At 53.7% G+C, this 17506-nt stretch carries 16 protein-coding genes; 10 read left to right on the top strand and 6 right to left on the bottom strand.

Going from position 1 to position 17506, the window contains the following annotated elements; all coding sequences use genetic code 11:
* Positions 1-112: 112 nt before the first annotated feature.
* The 3 genes from RB_RS09530 to RB_RS09515 all read left to right on the top strand — a co-directional run bounded on the left by RB_RS09530 (position 113) and on the right by RB_RS09515 (position 4571).
* Positions 113-1777, top strand: a complete 1665-nt coding sequence (locus RB_RS09530) for an ABC1 kinase family protein (protein WP_164921786.1) — start codon at positions 113-115, stop codon at positions 1775-1777.
* Positions 1778-1978: 201 nt separating this feature from the next.
* Complete coding sequence (locus RB_RS09525) at positions 1979-3445, top strand: hypothetical protein (protein WP_390175040.1); 1467 nt, start codon at positions 1979-1981, stop codon at positions 3443-3445.
* Between the two features lie 514 nt (positions 3446-3959).
* Positions 3960-4571, top strand: coding sequence for a thiol:disulfide interchange protein (locus RB_RS09515; RefSeq protein WP_231846356.1), 612 nt, complete (start codon positions 3960-3962; stop codon positions 4569-4571).
* A gap of 4 nt (positions 4572-4575) precedes the next feature.
* Here the strand turns inward: RB_RS09515 and RB_RS09510 are convergent, their stop codons facing one another.
* The 5 genes from RB_RS09510 to RB_RS09490 form a co-directional block, all read right to left on the bottom strand.
* Complete coding sequence (locus RB_RS09510; RefSeq protein WP_011120080.1) at positions 4576-5334, bottom strand: response regulator; 759 nt, start codon at positions 5332-5334, stop codon at positions 4576-4578.
* Positions 5331-6470, bottom strand: a complete 1140-nt coding sequence (locus RB_RS09505) for a two-component system sensor histidine kinase NtrB (protein ID WP_164921785.1) — start codon at positions 6468-6470, stop codon at positions 5331-5333. Before RB_RS09505 ends, RB_RS09510 begins: the two co-directional genes overlap by 4 nt.
* Positions 6463-7992 (bottom strand): hybrid sensor histidine kinase/response regulator, encoded by a 1530-nt coding sequence (locus tag RB_RS09500; RefSeq protein WP_011120078.1) that lies wholly within the window; start codon positions 7990-7992, stop codon positions 6463-6465. Before RB_RS09500 ends, RB_RS09505 begins: the two co-directional genes overlap by 8 nt.
* 81 nt (positions 7993-8073) lie before the next feature.
* Positions 8074-8331: a DUF4404 family protein gene (locus tag RB_RS09495; protein ID WP_164921784.1), complete on the bottom strand. Its 258-nt coding sequence runs from the start codon at positions 8329-8331 to the stop codon at positions 8074-8076.
* A gap of 112 nt (positions 8332-8443) precedes the next feature.
* Positions 8444-8713: a hypothetical protein gene (locus RB_RS09490; RefSeq protein ID WP_011120076.1), complete on the bottom strand. Its 270-nt coding sequence runs from the start codon at positions 8711-8713 to the stop codon at positions 8444-8446.
* A gap of 245 nt (positions 8714-8958) precedes the next feature.
* On the opposite strand from RB_RS09490, the gene RB_RS09485 reads away from it, so the two are divergent.
* Together RB_RS09485 and RB_RS09480 are read left to right on the top strand one after the other, a co-directional pair.
* The gene (locus tag RB_RS09485; protein ID WP_011120074.1) at positions 8959-10038 is read left to right on the top strand and encodes a dihydroorotate dehydrogenase-like protein; all 1080 of its coding nucleotides are present in this window, start codon (positions 8959-8961) and stop codon (positions 10036-10038) included.
* Positions 10039-10051: 13 nt separating this feature from the next.
* Positions 10052-11041 carry a helix-hairpin-helix domain-containing protein gene (locus RB_RS09480; RefSeq protein ID WP_011120072.1) on the top strand — a complete coding sequence of 330 codons (990 nt, stop codon included), beginning with the start codon at positions 10052-10054 and terminating at the stop codon, positions 11039-11041.
* 137 nt (positions 11042-11178) lie between these two features.
* Here the strand turns inward: RB_RS09480 and RB_RS09475 are convergent, their stop codons facing one another.
* A complete protein-coding gene (locus tag RB_RS09475) occupies positions 11179-11772 on the bottom strand; it encodes a hypothetical protein (RefSeq protein ID WP_231846353.1) in 594 nt (197 codons plus the stop codon).
* Positions 11773-11993: 221 nt separating this feature from the next.
* Here RB_RS09475 and RB_RS09470 point away from each other — a divergent pair, with 221 nt between their 5' ends.
* The 5 genes from RB_RS09470 (at position 11994) to RB_RS09445 (ending at position 17481) form a co-directional block, all read left to right on the top strand.
* Positions 11994-12893 (top strand): universal stress protein, encoded by a 900-nt coding sequence (locus tag RB_RS09470; protein WP_164921782.1) that lies wholly within the window; start codon positions 11994-11996, stop codon positions 12891-12893.
* Positions 12894-12907: 14 nt separating this feature from the next.
* On the top strand, positions 12908-13882 hold the full coding sequence (locus RB_RS09465) for a universal stress protein (RefSeq protein WP_007335731.1): 975 nt from the start codon (positions 12908-12910) through the stop codon (positions 13880-13882).
* Between the two features lie 250 nt (positions 13883-14132).
* On the top strand, positions 14133-14579 hold the full coding sequence (locus RB_RS09455) for a hypothetical protein (RefSeq protein ID WP_011120068.1): 447 nt from the start codon (positions 14133-14135) through the stop codon (positions 14577-14579).
* A 322-nt stretch (positions 14580-14901) separates the two neighbouring features.
* Positions 14902-16434 carry a bifunctional aminoglycoside phosphotransferase/ATP-binding protein gene (locus RB_RS09450; RefSeq protein WP_164921781.1) on the top strand — a complete coding sequence of 511 codons (1533 nt, stop codon included), beginning with the start codon at positions 14902-14904 and terminating at the stop codon, positions 16432-16434.
* Between the two features lie 33 nt (positions 16435-16467).
* A complete protein-coding gene (locus RB_RS09445) occupies positions 16468-17481 on the top strand; it encodes a dihydroorotate dehydrogenase-like protein (RefSeq protein WP_011120065.1) in 1014 nt (337 codons plus the stop codon).
* Positions 17482-17506: the final 25 nt, after the last annotated feature.

The following is a 17506-nucleotide window of genomic DNA, read 5'->3' as shown; positions in this document are numbered from 1 at the left end:
AATGACAATCATTAGCCGTTGGGCGTTAGCCCCGGTTGGCGTCTAATCAACCGCCGCTAACGCGGTGCGGCTCAACAAATCAACAGCCTGCTATGCGCCGTGGTTACTCCCGATGGAATTGATCGAAGTCCCGCAGTTGATTCGCAATGTCGAGCGTTTTCGTGAAGTGGTGACGATTCTAACTCGGCATGGCTTGGCGGATTGGATGTCGGGTGTCCCGTCGATTTGGCCGGAACGATTGCGGGGTGCGGCGGACGAATCCATGACAACCGCCGGACGGATTCGGGTCGCGTTTGGAGAGTTGGGGACGACGTTCATCAAGCTCGGACAAGTCCTGAGTACTCGCGAAGACTTGGTTGGCAGCGAACTGGCGTGCGAGTTGGCTCAGCTTCGTGCGAATACGCCCAGCGATCCGCCTGACGTGGTGATTGCAATGATCGAATCAGAGTTGGGGGCGGGAATGGAGAAACTTTTCCTAACGTTTGATTCGACCGCGATGGCATCCGCATCCATTGGCCAAGTTCATCGCGCCACGACACATGACGGCGACGACGTGGTTGTGAAGGTCCAGCATCCAGGGATCGAACGACGAATCGTCAATGATTTGGAAATCATGCAGAAGTTGGCTGAGATCGCGGAACAGCAATCCGAGAGACTGTCTCAGTACCGTCCGGTCGATACGATTCGAGAATTTCAACGATCGCTGATGCGTGAGTTGGATTTCCAACGCGAGTTGAAAAACATGAACCGGTTTCGAGCCAATTTCAAGGACGAACCGGACGTGCACTTTGCGACTCCGTATCCAACGTTGAGTTCGCGACGCGTGTTGACGATGCAGCGACTCGACGGGATCAGCATCTCAAGTAAAGCGGCTCTGATGAAATCGGGGGCCGACCTGAACGAAGTCGCTCATCGAGGCGCGGTCGTGTTTCTCGATATGATTTTTCGCGATGGTTTCTACCACGCCGATCCCCATCCGGGAAACTTGATGCTTCTGAATCAGCGGCACTCAGACGCTACGCCGCCTGTGAAGCAAGTGATTGGGTTGCTGGATTGTGGCATGGTCGGTCGGATCGACGATGTGTTGAAAGAGGATTTGGAAGCGGCTTTGATCGCTGCGGTGACCGGTGACGCGGAATCGATTGCCGAAATCGCGGTGCGATTAGGCGATGTGCCATGTGATTTTGATGAGCCCTCACTAGTGAGCGAAATCCATGACATGCTGGATGATTACTCGGATCAGAAAATCCGCGAATTCGATGTCAGTGCTTGTCTGCGAGATGTAACGGGGATCATCCGTGAGCATCGGATCTATTTGCCCGCGAAGGTTGCGATGCTGTTGAAGGTTCTGGCGATGTTGGAAGGAACCGCACATCAGCTCGATCCGAACTTCAGTTTGGCAGAATTGTTGGAACCCTATGGGCAGCGTGCGATGCGTCGTCGTCTTTCGCCGCGGCGGGTTTTTGAGCGAATCAAGAACCGGGTGGAGGACTGGGACCACTTGCTAAGCATTCTGCCGAAAGATTTGGGTGATGTGCTGCATAGTCTCAAGCAGGGCAACTTCGACATTCATTTGCAACACCGCCGGTTGGAACCAATCGTCAATCGATTGGTGATGGGGATTTTGACCGCCGCCCTGTTTGTTGGCTCAGCGTCCTTGTGGAGCAGTGGCGTTCCGCCGTTGTTGTTCGGCGTTTCGATCCCCGGGATGCTTGGTTGTTCGCTGGCGATGTTCATGGGCGTGCGTCTGAGTTGGCAGATTTCGCGAGTTCGATAGCTGGAAACCAGATGTTGGCGTGACTGGTGCAACCGCGGGTCGCTCACTTGTTTCCTCACGAACTGCTTTCTTTGTAATAGAAGCAATCGGTTTCAATTTCGTTCGGTTTCTATTTCGTTGAAGGATCGCGGGGTGGGATTGTGAACCATGCCGTTGTTGCGAACCGCTAGACTGTGAGCGATTCGAGTCGATGCAGTGCAAATGAAGTCACACTGGCCAGCAGGAGAACCCCAAGTGAATCAAGACCAAGTTTGGATTGAACAGAACCGGCGTCGTTTCTTGCACACGTCTGCGCTGGGTGTTGCGGCGACGGCGATCTCGGGTGTGGGGATGCTCTCGTCCGAGTCGGCAGAAACAGCAGAAGTCGCCAGTGAGTCCGCATTGCCCGAACGACCGGCCGGCGTGGAAGTATTGTTGCCGCGTGATCGGGTCCCGCTGTCGTTCATCATCGATGACTCGACGTGCTTGGTGAACATGGGCCACTTTTGCAACCCGCAATTCGCGGAGGCTTGGCCCGACCGAGCGGAGTATCAAAAACCGTGGAAGTCATGGCCGCGTGAAATCCCGGATGCATTCGTCCGTCAGTTTGGCGAGTGGTGCGCCGACCATGACGTGAAAGGAAAGTACAGTATCGTCCCGAATCCCGCGTGCGTCGGTTGGCTCGATCGGGAGTTGCCCGGTTGGTCGCGTTCGGAATTGAAGTCCAGTTTGAATCTGGTCCGCGAATTGATGCTTCCAAACTGGGATATTCATCCCGAGATGATCACGCACACGCGAGTCATCGATTTAAAGACCGGGCGACCGATGGAAAAAATCAGTTCGGCGACGATGGAGAATTCCTATCCTCAGGAGAAGAAAAGCGTCGATGAGTTGGCGGCTTATCTCGCCTACGCACTCCGCATCCTGAAGAATTGTGACCTGCCGTGCGAAGGAGTCACCACGCCAGGTGGATTTGGCGGAAAGGTGCAAAAGGAGTTGCCGTTCGCGGTCGACCAAGCGGTCCGCGATGTTTATGGAGCGGAGCTGCCGCACTATTTCAAATATGTTGTTTCAAACAACGAGAGCACTGAACCCAAGCTTGAACATCTACGTGGTGTGGGGACCGATGATGTGCGGCTGACGGCCAATGTCCCCGCGGGCACTGGCGATTGGTTTGGCGGTTGGCAGGGCGATTCGCTTTCCGAACCAGATCGTTATTGCAACCCGGATGCGACGAACGGACGGATGGTCGAGTTGATCCAGCGACGTCAACCTGCTGTGATGCTTTGTCATTGGCCGGGGATGTACAGCAACGGTAGTCAAGAAGGATTTCGCTCGTTCCAGCGAGTCGTCGAGTCGTTGGCAAAACGATTTGGGGACGAAACGCTTTGGATGAAGGTCAGCGAGATCGCGCGTTACTGGGCCGCGAAACAACTGACTGAGATCGAGCATGTTGGCAACCGCTTGAAGCTGAATGCTCCTTTTGCCACCGAGAAGTTCACGGTGCGGATGGATGGTGGCATCGGCCCAGTCAGTGTCCAGCATGATGGTGATAGCGTGTCGCTCAAGGAAACCACGACGCGTTCGGGATTGGATTCTGGAACTTGGTTTTCAAACGAAAACGATCTTGTTGCTTGTTTTGATTTGCCAAAGGGAACAACGCATCTCGTAATCGGCGAGACGCCGTAACATTTTCGCGTATTCCACAGGATTGGTTTCTCAATGGCGTAAGGTGGCAAAGGACGCGAGGTGTTGATGCGTTTGGAAAAGCTGCAATTCTCGATAGCGAACTTACTGGGCTGGGCAGGTATGTGCGCGGTCTTGCTCGCGTTGTCGAGAATTGACTTTTTTTGCTTCTTAATCGCATGCCCATTTTTGCTCGGCCCAATGGCGGCAATCACGGTAAGTCCAACGCGATGGTCAATGGTTCTTGGTGTGGTTTGGTCATTGTGTTGGTTGCTAATGAGTTTGATACCCTTTTGGGTTTTGGCCACGTTTTTCATCATGGCAACGGTTCACTTCGATAATGAAGATCTGAGTCGACGCGTTCTGATCGTTGTGACCGTCACCTATTTTTGCTTGGCATCGGCAATCGGTGGTTACAAAGGAGGCCTCGCGGCGCGGCCGGACTCAATCCGTTGAGTTGGTGGCGAATGCCTGCATTTCCGGCGGGGTGAATTGGCGAAAAGCAATCGAAGGATAGATGTGGATCCAACGACATTTAGGGATGTTGGCTTGTCGGTTTTGGATATCTGCAATTGCTATCGAAAAGACATCGTTTACGATCGCGCTGGATCAATGGTGGATCGCTTTGAATACGCTCAGGAGGAAAACCAGTGTTGCCATTTTGCCGACTGTCGTCATGATTGGCGGGCTGCTGGCATTGGGATCCATGTTGTTCTGGTGCAATCACGAACCGGCAACACGTGATGCGGAGGCGATGCAGTGGAGCGTGTATTCGAGGGCAGCATTCGAAAGGACTGAACTGGAAGAAAAACCAGTCTCCGTTCTCTATTTCGCCAATTGGGCTCTATCCGCCGATCCAAAAGGTGGACTTTCCGCGCCAGTCATCTCCCATTCTCTCGTTGATGCTGGTTTTGTCTTGATGTCGGCTGATCTGACGGACTCAGATGTGCACGACTTTGATGAACTCAAGCGGCTCGGATTCAAATCGGTCCCAGTACTCGTTCTCTATCCTCGAACGGGGATGCCGGTTGGATTTTGCGGAGGTGCTTCCGTATCGAGCATTGTCCATGCGATCGAGGAGTTCGGGCGATATGAAGATGGCCAGCCGAGCGGTCCCGCCATGGAGTGAGCGCTCAAGAAGTACCGCTGTCAGGTTGTGCCATTTTGATGCTGCCAAGTTCGATTTTGTGGAGCAGCGCTTCGACGTCCAATGGTTTAAAGCAAACATCGTCGAGTCCGTTGGCCTTGCAGCGTTCGAGGACTTCGCCGGCTTCTTCCCGGTGTCCAGTAATCAAAATCGTCCGGATGGCGGGATTGACCTCGGCGACCCTCTGAAGAACTTCGCAACCATCGGTTTGTCCGCTGCACAAACTCAGGTCGACCACCGCGACTTGATAGTTGGCATCGAGTGCCTTGCGAACGCCATCTTCTCGGTTGTGAGCCAAGCTGACCCGATAGGAACGCTCTCTAAGAATGTGCCAGAGCGTTTTGCAAAAGTCAGGGTCATCATCGACCACCAGTACGATCGGAGAATTGGACAGTTGTTCGATCAGCGGAAGCAATTCGCCGAGGTCGACGGGTTTGCGAAGCACTCGTTGGATACCACTATCGCGAGCACGCTGCGCACCATCGCCTTGGGCGTAGGCGGTGACCATGATCGCCGCAATTTCAGGTTGAAGCAGCACCATTTGCTGGTGAAGTGTTGCCCCGTCCATGCCTGGCATGGAGTAGTCCAGCAACACGACGTCGTAGCGATTGGCGTCGACAAGATCCAGCGCCGAACGGCCGTCGTGTGCGATGTCAGTTTGGTAGCCAAGGTCATCCAAGATGTCTTTGATGTTTGAGCAGATATCCTCGTCGTCATCCACAATCAAAACGCGTTTTGACTTCATCGGCTCTGCCCAGCGATTGGAATGGAGATGTCAAACGAGGTGCCCCGGCCAGGTTCGGATTCCAACCGCATTTTGCATTGGTTCTTTTCGAGGATGGCGGTGGTGATTGCCATCCCCAATCCCATTCCTCTTGCCTTGGTTGAAAAGAATGGTTCGGCGACGCGCTGTGCGATCTCGGGTGGCATTCCGATACCGCTGTCCCGGACGGTCACAACGACAAAGGGTTCGTCAACGCGAGCTGACAAGATCAGTGAGCCTCCATCCGGCATCGCGTCGCGAGCGTTTCGCAGCAGATTTTTGAAGACGATGGGCAGTTGTTTTTCGTCCGCCCAAATCCGAGGCAATTCCTCGGTGAAATGCTGCTGGACGGTGACGTTGCCGGGGAGTTTGGTCTCGCGAAGGATTCCGGTGATCATCGCCTTCAAATCGATCTCGGAAGCTTGCGGTTCGGGGAGTCGAGCCAAGTCAGACAATGCAGTCACAGCACTGTCTATGACCGTCACTTGCCGATCGATTCGGGTCAAGTGTTCTTGGGTCTTCGCGGGCGAAGGTGTTTGGGCGTTGAGCAGGTAGTAAGCGGATGTTTTGATTGCGTTGAGCGGGTTTCTGATTTCGTGAGCGATCCCGCCGGAGATTCGCCCGAGCGTCGCGAATTTTTCTTTCTCGACCAACTCCAGTTGGGCTTGCTGCAATTCAGCCGCCTGAGCTTTGACACGTTGATCCAGCGTTGCATTGAGTTGCTTGAGTTCCGCTTCGGCAGCTTTCAATTCGCTGATGTCACGTAGTATCCCGGTGAATAGTTTTCGTTGATCGGTTTCAACTTCGCTGACGCCCAAGTGCAACGGAAACAGGCTGCCGTCCTTGCGTTTCCCGGTGACTTCACGACCGATGCCGATGATGTGTCGCTCACCGGTCTTTTGGTAACGTTCCAGATACCCGTCGTGCTGCTCGTGATCGGGCGAGGGCATTAGCATCTTGACGTTTTGACCGATCATTTCACCGGGGCTGAATCCAAACATTCGCTCCGTTGCGATGTTGGCGGATTCGATCGTGCCTCGTTGATCGATGATGATGATCGCGTCGACGGCGGTTCGTAAAACCGATGCCAGGATGGCGAGTTGTTCGTCGTCATGCATGGAGCGTTTCGCACTCCCCGGAACAGTTGTCGTGGACAGCACCGTCATGCTTGCCCAGTTGAATGAGAAAGCGTGCGCCAGGATGATTCGGTTCAGCGACGCGAATGTCGCCGTCATGGGCGTCGAGGATGCGTTGGACGATCGACATTCCTAAACCGGTGCCTTTGACCTTGGTCGTGAAAAACGGATCGAACAACTTTCTTTGTTGCTCAGGAGTCAGGCCCGGTCCATTGTCGCAGTAGTCGAGCAATACATTTTCAGCGCCATCGCAACGGCATTGAATTTGAATTCGGACCGGATCATCACAAGCGGCGAGCGAGTTTTCGAAAAGGTTGCGAAAGACCTGCTCCAATCGCAAACGGTCAACTTCGACGGGGCATCCACAATCGCACAGTGTTTCGCTCAGTTCGATATCGCGATCAGCGTGGGTCTTTGCCAGATAGCTCCACACACGTCGCCAAACGTCGTGCAGCATCACCAGTTCACGCTGCAGACGAATCGGAGCCGCGTATTCGCGAACTTCTTCCAAGGCATTGCCCAGCTCATCGGCTGCTCGAGCGATCGAATCGACTTCTTCGCGCGTGTCGGTTTCCGGTGGAAGATCCAGTCGCAACAACTCCACACTGGCATTGATCCGTTGCAGTGCATTGCGACTTTCGTGAGCCAAGCCCGCGACGGTTTGGCCAATCGCGGCGAGCCGATGGTCTCGCGCGGCCGCTTCTTGGGCATCGATGATGGCAGTCACATCGATGCCGATTGCAAGAACCGACTCGATATTGCCATGCGCGTCTCGCAAGGTGGAATCGGACCAGCGAATTTGGCGGACGCGACCGGACTTGGTTAGCAGGCCGTTGCGGATTCCAGAGGATGTTTTGCCTTGCAGGGTTTGCTGAAAGATTTCGCGAACGCTTTCTCGTTCGGTTTCTGGAACACAGTGGTCGATGTAGTCTTGATCGATGAGGTCGTCGAGCTGCCAGCCAGTGATCTCTGAGAAGTGTTTGTTGACGTGAACGGCGTGTCCCTTCAGGTTGAGAACGACGATGTATGTTTCGCTTGTCTCGAGCAGCTGGTTTGCAAATCGTTGCTGACGTTGAAGGTCCGCTTCCATTCGTTTGTGTTTGGCGATCCTGGCGACGCTTTGCCGGATCACGTCAGGGTGGACTGGTTTCAGCAGGTAGTCCGTCACCCCATGTTTGAAGGACGCGATCGTTCCTTCCATGTTGGCAAACCCGGTGACGATGATGAACTCAGCGCCCGGCAATCGGTCGGATAGACTGGCCAGGTGGTCTTCGACTTGGCCGTCCGGCAGACGGCGGTCCAGGATGGCCAGCTGGATGTCGGGTTGAATATCGGCGTCTAAGACTTCGGCAAAACTTCGGGCGACGCGAACGACATGACCGTCCAGTTCCAAGATGTCGACCATGTTCGCGAGCGAATCGGGATCGTCCTCGACGAGCAAGATGGTCAACACGTCCTTCATGGTGCTGATTCCGAGTTGAACGCACAATCGACCACGGCACATGCAACGTGATCTGTCGTCGCAATGATACCCGGCGGCGTTGTGTCTCGGTAGCTCCCGCGTTTGGGCGGTGGCGAAGAGGCCTTAGATTCCCAGTTGAGAAAGCATGTCGGCGACCTGGCCGGCGGCTTGAGTTACATGCGGATGATTGCGTGCAACCTCCTGAGTCGTCGCGTGAAGACGCTTTGCCAATTCCGATGAACGGATGTCAAAACGATCCAAGCTTTCTTCGATTTCGCGAATTGCATCTTTGAGTTGTTCGCGTTCGGTGTCATCAAGTGAATCAAGTTCACCTAATTGTTCATGTAGTTGGCGCAGCGTCTGGTTGAGCGAATCTTGCATGGTGTTGTCGTGAGGTTGAAGGTTTTGACAAATGATCCGCCTGATTGGATGCTCGTTATCGTCAATCAAAAGTTCAGCGAGGCATCGGTCGCCCACGCTGATCGGTTTGGTGTCATTTATGCGATCGTCGAATACGGTGGAACCCGTTCATGATCTCGTCGCCGACCAATTGCAGAGCGGCCACAATGTCCTCGCTCGATTCATCGACAGCGTTCTTGAGCGGTTGGTATTCTTCGTTCAGTTGTTCAAGCTTTTTGTCCAGTCGATCCAATTCGCTTTTAGCTTCTTGTTTGCCCAAATGAATTTGCAACGCGAGCGAGTCGCGTTCTTCTTTCAGGTCGTCGAGCATGTTGGAGACGAGTCGTCGAGCGGAAGCGGGCATCGTTTTTCCTTTTCGCGATCAGTTGTTTGACAGAGCAATCGGATCGTGAAGGTTCGCAACCGATTGGCAACTAGAAGTGGATAACTTCATGGGATTGGCAACAGGCGTGCCGAGCGAAAACTGGGATCGGTTGAGCGCACATTGATCCGGAATGCTCATCGGGTTGGGACTCGATGTCACACCAGTGTGCTCCATGGAGCGCCGGCGATACGGTTTGAGCGAGGAACATCGTTTGCCTGATTGGTATGTCGCTCATGTCAATCTTTTCAGGAGTTCTCACGATGCCCAGCGAACTGATCACAAGCTATTTGGGGATGCAGCTGGAATCGCCGGTGGTGATGGGAGCTTGCCCTTTGACGACCCAGTCGGAGGCCGTCCGTCAAATCGTTGCGGCGGGTGCTGGAGCAATCGTTCTGCCGTCCATCCTGCAAGAGCAAGTCATGCACAGGATGATCAAAGCGACGGATCCGTTCGGTGCGATCGAACGCAGTGGATACCAGCCTCAGCAAGACAAATACAACGGTGGAACGGAAGCGTATTTGCGGACGATTAGCAGGCTGAAGGGAATTTGTTCGGTGCCCGTGATTGCCAGTATGAATGGTTCATCGGCTGGCCAGTGGTTGCAATATGCGAAGGAGATGGAATCAGCCGGCGCAGATGCTTTGGAGTTCAACTTGCAGCAGGCTGTGTTTGATTCGAAGGAAACGTCGAACGACATCGAAGCTCGAATGTGTGATCTTATTCGACAGGTCCGTGAACTCGTCGTGATCCCGGTCGCCGCCAAGATTAGCCAGCGATACACCAATCTTTCTTCGATGGCCACTCAGCTTCGTCAGGTGGGTGTGGCTGGATTGGTGTTGTTCACTCATATGCCACAGTGGGACGTCAGCACTGATCGCATGCACTGGACGATCAATTGGGAATTGTCACCCACCAATTCGATCGGTGGCATCTTGGAAGGAATTGTGCGTGCACGAGCGGGCGATCAGGCAATTTCCATTGCCGCCAGCGGCGGTGTGTCCAACTCAGAAGACGCGATCAAGGCGATGATTGCGGGTGCAGATGTCGTGATGGTTACATCGGCCGTTTATCGAAGGGGCCCCGATGCGATCCGAGACATCGTGGACGGCATCGAACGGCATGTGGAATCGAGTCGCTTTCGAACCCTGCAAGACTTTCGAGCCGCGTGTCCTCGTGATCACGCGGGCGACGAGAAATCCGTTCGGCTGGAATACATCGATCCGTTGACTCGGAAACAAGCTTACTTCGACCCCACCCCGGTGGTCTCTCAACAGACCGGCGACTCCTTCGGTCATCAAACTTAGTGAGACTTTTGTCATGGTTGTGATTGATGCCAATTCGCCCGTCCAAGCGGGTGTGCAGATCGATGGTTTGCAAGAGAATCGCAAGATCGCCGGCCAGTTGGCGGAGATTGCGAATTTGCTGAATGAGCAACACGCCAATGAATACCGCGTGAATGCTTACCGTTCAGCGGCGAAAACGATCGCGGGGCTGCGATCTCCCGTTCGCGATTTGTTGGAACGAGATGGCGTCGAAGCACTGGTCGCGCTTCCGACGATCGGCGTGTCGATCTCGGGGTTGATTGAGTCTGCGATCCGAGTGGGACGCATTCCGTTGCTAGATCGGTTGAGAGGGCAATCCAACGCGGAGCACTTCTTCGCGACTGTTCCTGGAATTGGTCCACAGCTATCGCATCGGATCTATGATCACTTGCATATCGAAACGTTGCCCGAACTGCTTGGCGCCGCCAAAGACGGTCGTCTCGATCGTGTGCCAGGAATTGGGCAGAAACGATGCGAAGCCATCCAAGCATGTTTGTCTCAGCGAGGTGTTGTCAATCAATTGGTTGCAAAGCCAAAGTCGGAACCAGTGGTACCGATCGACGAACTGCTCGAAATTGATCGAGACTATTTGAAACGGGCCAAAGAGGGGACGCTCCCGAAGATTCGATTGAGCAGTAGGGGCTCGATCGAAGGCGACTGGGTGCCGGTGTTGCATACGGAAAGAGAGGGGCGTCATTACACGGCAATGTTCTCTCACACCGAACGAGCCCAGCAGCAGGAGAAAACACATGACTGGGTGATTCTTTTTCGAGATGACGAACATGACCATGGCCGATGGACGGTCATCACCGCTCAATATGGTGAGCTCAAAGGCTTTCGAATCGTTCGCGGTCGAGAAAAGGATTGTGAACAATACTACCACCGACACAACGCCTATCATCAACGCGAAGCAGGGCACGCTCCCTATCCTGAGGTGCCCGTGCAATGGGAACGAGAGGCGGGACGTTTCGGAGTTCACGGTTGATTATCGGGTGACGCCACCTCAATGTGAGCCAGTTCGCTCGCGTGGCCACAGAACTCCGTCGCCTGTGTTGCAATACCCAACTGATGTACCGAGCCGTTAAGCAAAGCGTTGCAGGATGAACGGTCCATCGTCGTGCTTCAATTGACTTCGATTTGCTGTCGCATGGCGGCGACGGTTTGTTCGATGGTCGATTTTTCTTTGGCTGAGACTTTGCCGAACCCGAGGTGACCACCGGACGCCTTCGCGACTCGTGTCATCTGTTGTTCGGTTACAAGGATCAGACGCTGTTGAGCAACGCGAGACATATCATGAAACATTTCGTGGATGTATCGCTTCCACGCGTCGGTGGCCAATCCGGGTGGACGCTGTTGAAGCCATTGGTCGAGCAGCACCCACGCACTGGAATCTTCGTGAATTCCCATTTGTAGTGCTTCCGCCATCACCGCGTCTCTTTCCTGCTCGTCGGCTCGTTTCTCCGCCCAAGCGACCATGACCAGCGGGAACAAACGCAGCGAGACCAATTCGTCCGCCGTCACCCCAAGCTTTCCCAGTTCAGCGACGAGGTCCGGGTCACGGATCCCGGTGCTGCGAATGAGTTCTTCTCGTCCGGAGTCACTGCTCGCTTCTTCCCGCAGTCGTTGGACGATTTGTCCTTCCAGTTGCGAAAAATAGCGGTGAGCTTCATTTGCCTCGTGCAGAGGATTTTTGTTCTTAAGGTTGGACACGGTCATGGGTTCGTTCGAGTGCGATTGAGAAACGATTGGATCATTCAGCAAAGCGAGGACCGGGGCTTTGAATCCGAAAGTTGGTCACCACGCTCACATCTCGATCGTGCTCATCCGCGCACCTGTGCACGGCGGCACGTCTCGTGTGGTGGAAACACAACGATTCGCGAATATTTCGCTTTGGCATCCCGAGTGCGTTGAATTGTTGCCAACAAAAGGGAAGTTCAATGAAAAAGATCTTGCTCACGATTGACGGTTCCAATGCCTCGCTGGATGCCGCTCGATTTTTGGTTCGTCTAGGCTTTCGCCAAGCGGTCGAAATCGACGTCGTCACGGTGATCTTTGAGCCACCGTCGCAAAAAGGATTTCTAGTCGATGGTTGGAGCAAGGGCTGGTTGAAGCGGAAACGCGATCAAGCCACTCGCACCTTCGAAGAAGTCCAAGCGATCTTTCGTGATTCAGATGCTGAGCTTTGCCACCTGATTCGCAATGGGCATCCTGGGGAAACGATCGTGAAGCTCGCGAACGAGCTTCAGCCGGATTTGGTCGTCGTTGGAGCCAAGGGGCACTCAGCGGTCGCTCGAATCTTGTTGGGTAGCACCAGCGACTATGTCGCGACTCACGTTCTCAGCAGTGTGCTGGTGGTTCGACCTAACGAAGGCTCCGGTCGCCGTCGACATCTCCGAGTGGCAATCGGTTGCGAACCCAGTCCTCCCGCCGAGATGGCTTTTGAAGAGTTCACGCAATTGGGGTGGTCCATCGACAACGATGTGCAAGTCGTCTCGGTGACGGATCGATCAAGTGTTGATGATTCATCGGTTGACGAAGCAGCCAAAGAGTATCTCGAAAGGATCAAAGATCGATTGGTGGAAGATTCGCGGTCCGCACGAGCACGCGTGATACATAGCGACCATATCGGTGATGGCTTGGTCGACTACATCGAATCGAATCAAGTTGACTTGATCGTTGTTGGTGAGACTTCACGTGGTGGATTCGAACGATTGTTGCTAGGAAGCACCACGCGTTTTGTGCTTCGTCATGCTCCATCAAGTGTATTGATCGCTCGCGGCCAATCAATGGATGACGTCCAAACCGAACAAATGGTCCATCAAACCGCCTCGACATAAAAGGTGAATCAGCGATGAACGATTTTGAGAACATTCTCGTCTATGCGGGGACGGAGCAACCGGAGACTTCGGTTTCCAAGGCAACCGAGTTGGCTCTTGCAAACGGAGCCCGGCTGACGCTGATGGACGTCGTTAAACCCATTCCGCGAGCGCTCGGAATGCTGACGGATGTCGCCCAGCCAAAAGAATTGGAAAAATTGGTCGCGGAGGATCACCGACGAAGGCTGCTTAATATCGCGGCGGACTATTCCGACACAGGTCTGTCGATGGACGTCGTCGTCGCCATTGGCGACCCGGCCACCGAGATCACTCGACAAGTCATTCACGATGATCATGACTTGCTCATCAAGACAGCAGACGGATTTTCGGCCGCGGGACGGTTGTTTGGGAGCGTCGCGAAATCATTGCTGCGATTGTGCCCTTGCCCGGTGTGGTTGTTGAAGCCGGACATCCACGGCGAATTCGATCGCGTGTTGGTGGCAATCGATGTCGATTCGCACGATGCGGCGCACACGCAGCTGAATCGCAGAATGCTCGAGCTCGCGTATTCGATCGCTCAACGAGACAAAGCTCACCTGCACGTTGTCGCCGCTTGGCAATTATGGATGGAGGAATCCGTGCGTCGTCATGCGGGCAATGATGCGGTGGAAGATGTCCGGCATGAACACGAAGGCAAAGTCCACCGGGCTTTGGATGAGTTGTTGCAAACACCATACGCAGAGGCCGACGACGTTCACGTGCATCTGCGTCATGGGGCACCGGCCAATGCGATTCGAGATGTGGCCGATGAGGTCGAAGCAGACTTGATCGTCATGGGAACCGTTTGCCGAACAGGTGTGGCCGGATTCTTGATCGGCAATACAGCTGAAACGGTTGTCGCCGATGTGACGTGTTCGCTGCTTGCCCTGAAACCGGAAGGGTTTCTTTCGCCGGTCGAAATGTCGGAAACATTGATCGTCGAAAATGATCAGCCACTCCCTTTGATTTGAATTTGCCACACGACAAACCGATTGATGAGATTCTGCAAGAACTCACCTTTGACCATTGCCTAGCAGCCTGTTGATTTAGTCGTATACCGAGTGACAACAATTAGCCGATGGGCGTTAGCCCCGGTTGGCGTCTGACTAACCGCCGCTAACGCGGTACGGCTCATTAATCAACAGCCCGCTAGGCAAGTGCCGAGGTATTGGACGAACGATTCAACTAACTTTCCATGACAATGTTCCCTCGGAGTGAAATGTGATGAGACGCTTGTTAGCAATCATGCTCTCGTCGGTCGTCGTGATCGGTTCGCTTTGGACGATGAGTCTGCGAGCGGATCCTCCTACGGGCAACGAAGAAAGAATCGATGGCAGCCAGTTGACTCCGTTGATGCGAATGAAGTTGGAAAAGTCGAAGGCGATTCTCGAAGGACTCACGCTGGAAGACTATGACAAAGTTGCGTCGAATGCTCGATCTTTAAGATTGCTCAGCACCGAGTCGGGATGGAATGTCATCCAGACACGCGAATATGCGGATCAAAGCCGTGACTTCCAACGTGCAACAGATCTGGTCGTGGAATCGGCGGAAGAGCAAGACATCCATCGAGCCACCATGGGGTACGTTGCGATGACTGTCCGGTGTGTTGAGTGCCATTCCTACATGCGTAAGCATCGAGAGGAGCTGATCAAACTACCCAGGGAATAGCCAGAGGAAGCCGGTGGGAGAATGAATCTGATGAAGGGGGAAATTCTGAAGGCGTAGGTCTGTTGTCCATGTTTCAGACCAAGGTCGCGAACGTTCGGCTTCATGATTCAGTGATTTGTATTTGACCGCCCATTTACCTGCTGTTCCTTAGAAGGCTCGCCCCGCGTCAGCGGGCTGATCGATGAATTCAGTACGCCCCACTGACTTCGGTTTTGCCCGCTGACGCTTTTGTTAAATCGCAGTTGACGCGAATGCCCACGCGGCTTGTGTGGCTACTGATCGTCCCTGACTTCCAAATTTCGTCACCTTCCTATTGAGACCGATGACAACGATGGACTCGACCGCAAAGAATGAGGTTTCAACGGAGAGGTTGGTTGCCGGTTTGAAACGACCGGAGGCATACCCTCATCCCGTTAAAGGCCCGGTGGTCGTTCATGAAACGCATATCTCCTTCGTGTTTCTGGCTGGTGAATTTGCTTACAAAATCAAAAAGCCCGTCAAGACGGAATTTCTCGACTACACCACATTGGAGAAACGCCGTCATTTCTGCGAAGAAGAGTTGCGACTAGACAGGCGGTTTTCGGACGACCTCTATGTAGCCGTCGTGCCAATCACGTTCGCGGACGAAGCCGTTAAGGTGCAAGGCGAGGGAGAGGCGATCGAGTTTGCTGTGCAAATGAATCGGTTTCCTGAAACAGCGTTGTTGAGTCAACAAATCGAGCGAGGAAAGTTGACTCGCGGCAAAGTTTTGCAGCTTGCTGATTCAGTTGCAGAGTTTCACCAGGACGCAGTCGCTTGCTATTCAGGCATTGCCCTGAAGTGGCCCGGCTTTTTGACGCAGAACACCCGCCAGATATTTGAGACAGTGGAGGCGGATCTGGACGATGAACGCTCTCGCGTTTTGGAAGTGTTGCGAGAGTGGACAAGCGAATTCCTTCGTGAAAACTTTCAAAGGCTAACCAACCGTATCAACGGAGGCTTTATCCGCGCCTGTCATGGCGACCTTCATGCGGACAACATCATTGATTGGCGAGGAAAGCTGCGGCCATTCGACGGCATTGAATTCAACGATCAATTGCGATGGATTGATGTTCTGAGTGATGCGTCATTTTTGGCGATGGATTTGTCCGCTCGAGGACACCTCGATCTGTCTCGTTTGTTTTTGAATGCTTATTTGGAACGCACGGGAGACTATCAGTCCTTGAGCCTTTTGCGATTTTTCTTGGTTTATCGTGCTTTGGTTCGGGCATTGACGGCCTCGATGCGTGGTGACAACGAAGACGTACGGGAACATCTCAATCTGGCATACCGATTCACGCTTCGTGAATCGCCACGACTTTGGATCACTCATGGAGTCAGCGGTAGTGGCAAGTCCACCGTGAGTGAGGCAATCGTGCAGCGTCACGATGCGATTCGGTTGCGAAGCGACATCGAACGAAAACGAATGTTCGGATTGTCCGTCACCGAGCGTCCTGGACCTGAAGAAGTCTTGGAAGTGTATGGGGACGACGCGAGCGAGAAGACTTACCGTCGACTGGCAGAATTGGCTGAGAGAATCCTTGCGAGCGGGTACAGCGTGGTCGTCGACGCGACGTTCTTGAAGCGATCTCATCGCAAACAGTTCGTGGATGTTGCAACTCGATCAGGCGTTCCCTTTGCGATTCTAAATTGTCACACCGATTTGCAAACGTTGCGGCAACGCGTGATTGACCGTCGTGAGAAGAATCAAGATGCGTCGGATGCGGACCTGACGGTTTTGGAACATCAGCTTGCTTGCCACGAACCAATTTCAGACAGCGAGCGAGAGTTGGTGGTTGATGTCCCTGACGTGGTTCAACTGGTCGAAATGCTTTAGACGGTCCCTTTCTCTTTCAATGGATGCGAAGCCATGCCATCTCGTTTAAATACTCAATTCGGCGGACTTTCGTTGAGGTCACCGGTTGTCGTCGGAGCGTCGCCGTTATCGATGAACGAGCGGACCCGCATGGAAATGCAGGAGGCTGGTGCCGGGGCAATCGTTTTGCCATCGTTGTTTGAGGAACAAGTGATCGATTGGAGTTGGAATCATGGACGCCAACTCACACCCAAAGAACGAATGATTCTGGGACAATCCGACCGCACGAAGCATCATTGGGTTTGCCCAGATGGCGATTCGTATTTGGCACTGGTCAACCGTGCCAGTTCTTTGCAAGACATTCCCATTATCGCGAGCCTGAATGGTTACACCGCTGGAGGCTGGATGGATTTTGCCGGGGAACTTGAGGAAGCCGGAGCGTCCGCAATTGAGCTGAATGTGCATCACTCAGGCGCACGAGAGTATGGCAGTTCAGCGGAGATTGAAATGACGATTCTTGATTCAATTCGAGACGTCAATTCCGCAATCACGGTTCCATTGTTTGTGAAGCTGAGCAGCAACTTCACCAGCCTGCCGCATATCGCTCGTCAGTTGCTGTCGGGAGCTCAAGGGATGGTGCTTCATGGTCGCGCACCGAAAGTCGATATTTGTTTGGACACATTGAGGTTGGCGAGCCGTTGGCGAATCACATCGGCGGACGAGGGTGTCGATTCACTCGACACTTTGATGCAGGTTCACAGTTGCTGTCCGGCGATGCCTTTGGCGGCCTGTGGTGGTGTCGGCAACGCAGATCATTTGATCAAAGTGTTGTTGGCTGGTGCGGACGTTGCGATGGTGACTTCGGCTATCTATCGAGAGGGCGCGTCTGTGATTCAAACGATGCTGCGTGGCCTGGTTTCGTTCATGGAGAAGCATGACATGCAATCGATGCAAGATTTGAAAACGCAGCGTCCTCTCGAATTCAGCAGCGATGAAGAACGGACGGCGTACATCGCTGCATTGACCGCCCACCTTCGCGAAAATGATCCGAGCTCGGCGGGAACTTGAATCATTCGCGAGGCGGAAGATCTAT

The sequence above is a fragment of the Rhodopirellula baltica SH 1 genome (assembly GCF_000196115.1).
Lineage (GTDB): Bacteria > Planctomycetota > Planctomycetia > Pirellulales > Pirellulaceae > Rhodopirellula > Rhodopirellula baltica.
Note: the sequence above shows the minus strand (reverse complement) of the source record. Positions and strands in the feature narration are given on the sequence as shown.

What these genes read in the sequence shown, in the direction of transcription:
- RB_RS09530 (WP_164921786.1), top strand. Translation starts at nt 113, where the DNA reads ATGGAATTGATCGAAGTCCCGCAGTTGATTCGCAATGTCGAGCGTTTT.
- RB_RS09525 (WP_390175040.1), top strand. Translation starts at nt 1,979, where the DNA reads ATGAAGTCACACTGGCCAGCAGGAGAACCCCAAGTGAATCAAGACCAA.
- RB_RS09515 (WP_231846356.1), top strand. Translation starts at nt 3,960, where the DNA reads ATGTGGATCCAACGACATTTAGGGATGTTGGCTTGTCGGTTTTGGATA.
- RB_RS09510 (WP_011120080.1), bottom strand. Translation starts at nt 5,334, where the DNA reads ATGAAGTCAAAACGCGTTTTGATTGTGGATGACGACGAGGATATCTGC.
- RB_RS09505 (WP_164921785.1), bottom strand. Translation starts at nt 6,470, where the DNA reads ATGCATGACGACGAACAACTCGCCATCCTGGCATCGGTTTTACGAACC.
- RB_RS09500 (WP_011120078.1), bottom strand. Translation starts at nt 7,992, where the DNA reads ATGTGCCGTGGTCGATTGTGCGTTCAACTCGGAATCAGCACCATGAAG.
- RB_RS09495 (WP_164921784.1), bottom strand. Translation starts at nt 8,331, where the DNA reads ATGCAAGATTCGCTCAACCAGACGCTGCGCCAACTACATGAACAATTA.
- RB_RS09490 (WP_011120076.1), bottom strand. Translation starts at nt 8,713, where the DNA reads ATGCCCGCTTCCGCTCGACGACTCGTCTCCAACATGCTCGACGACCTG.
- RB_RS09485 (WP_011120074.1), top strand. Translation starts at nt 8,959, where the DNA reads ATGTCGCTCATGTCAATCTTTTCAGGAGTTCTCACGATGCCCAGCGAA.
- RB_RS09480 (WP_011120072.1), top strand. Translation starts at nt 10,052, where the DNA reads ATGGTTGTGATTGATGCCAATTCGCCCGTCCAAGCGGGTGTGCAGATC.
- RB_RS09475 (WP_231846353.1), bottom strand. Translation starts at nt 11,772, where the DNA reads ATGACCGTGTCCAACCTTAAGAACAAAAATCCTCTGCACGAGGCAAAT.
- RB_RS09470 (WP_164921782.1), top strand. Translation starts at nt 11,994, where the DNA reads ATGAAAAAGATCTTGCTCACGATTGACGGTTCCAATGCCTCGCTGGAT.
- RB_RS09465 (WP_007335731.1), top strand. Translation starts at nt 12,908, where the DNA reads ATGAACGATTTTGAGAACATTCTCGTCTATGCGGGGACGGAGCAACCG.
- RB_RS09450 (WP_164921781.1), top strand. Translation starts at nt 14,902, where the DNA reads ATGACAACGATGGACTCGACCGCAAAGAATGAGGTTTCAACGGAGAGG.
- RB_RS09445 (WP_011120065.1), top strand. Translation starts at nt 16,468, where the DNA reads ATGCCATCTCGTTTAAATACTCAATTCGGCGGACTTTCGTTGAGGTCA.